Here is a 1,201-nt window from a genome sequence, read left to right as displayed (position 1 = left end):
GCAAACCCAATTAAAATCATTAAGAAAAAGCTCCCAAACAAAAAATATCCTATTAACTTTATTGGAAGGGGTAGTTTTCCTCCGCTAGCTTTAGGATAACCTTCAATGTTTTGTTTGTGGGCTATAGCATCATTGAACGGTTTATGTTGGCTTCCATTACCCATAGACGATTCAGCCCTTCCATTTTAGAAGTTCAATAGTCTTCCTCGTTCACCTTGAAATTCCTCATATTACACATACGATACTTATCTAATTTAGTTTCAAAATACCTAATATCTCGGAACTGAGTCTTCCACTAAACTGCCCTTAACCGGAAGACTCAGTTTCAAGATAAAGGTAGGTTAAATGGTTTCATACAAATACACATCGGTAGCTTCCTGATCCCTTAACCTTTCACACTGTCCCCCATTTGACTCCCTTCACACAAAAAAGCAGACAAATGTCTGCTTTTTCGCACGTCAATAATAAAACTTCCCAGAACAGGGTATTACCATTACTGAATCGTGACTTTCATCTTATGCTGCTGGTTCTTGGCTTCCCTTGGATCAACGACTTCATCATTATACAAATGACAGGCGACATAATGATCTTTGTCCACCTCTTGCCAGACCGGTTCTTTCTCTGCACACACATCCATCGCCATTGGACAGCGGGTACGGAAGACGCAGCCGCTTGGCGGATCGATTGGACTCGGAATTTCGCCTTCGATGATTACTTGCTCGCGCTCGTCTTCGATGTCCGGATCCGGAATCGGGATGGCAGACAAAAGCGCTTTTGTGTAAGGATGGAGCGGTTTGTCATACAATTGATCGCTGCTCGTCAGTTCAACCATATGCCCGAGATACATGACGCCGATCCGGTCAGAAATATGCTGGACCATGGACAAATCGTGGGCGATAAACAAATACGTTAACCCTTTTTCTTCCTGAAGACGTTCCAATAAATTGACGACCTGTGCCTGGACTGAAACGTCTAACGCAGAAATCGGTTCATCGGCAATGATGATCTCAGGGTCGAGTGCGAGGGCGCGAGCGATGCCGATTCTCTGGCGCTGTCCGCCGCTAAATTCATGCGGATAGCGGGTGGCGTGATCCCGGTTTAAGCCGACTTCTTCAAGCAGCTCGTAAACACGAGCCATTCGCTCCTTATTGGATGAGTAAAGATTGTGAATCTCCATCGGCTCGGATATGATTTCCGCAAC

1 protein-coding gene is annotated in these 1,201 nt (G+C 45.0%); it reads right to left on the bottom strand.

What is annotated here, in order from left to right:
* Positions 1-493 precede the first annotated feature (493 nt).
* On the bottom strand, positions 494-1,201 hold a 708-nt coding region (locus LD39_RS20960; protein WP_035553455.1), incomplete at its 5' end, for an ABC transporter ATP-binding protein.

Source organism: Halobacillus sp. BBL2006 (genome assembly GCF_000786645.1).
Classification (GTDB): domain Bacteria; phylum Bacillota; class Bacilli; order Bacillales; family Halobacillaceae; genus Halobacillus.
Note: the sequence above shows the minus strand (reverse complement) of the source record. Positions and strands in the feature narration are given on the sequence as shown.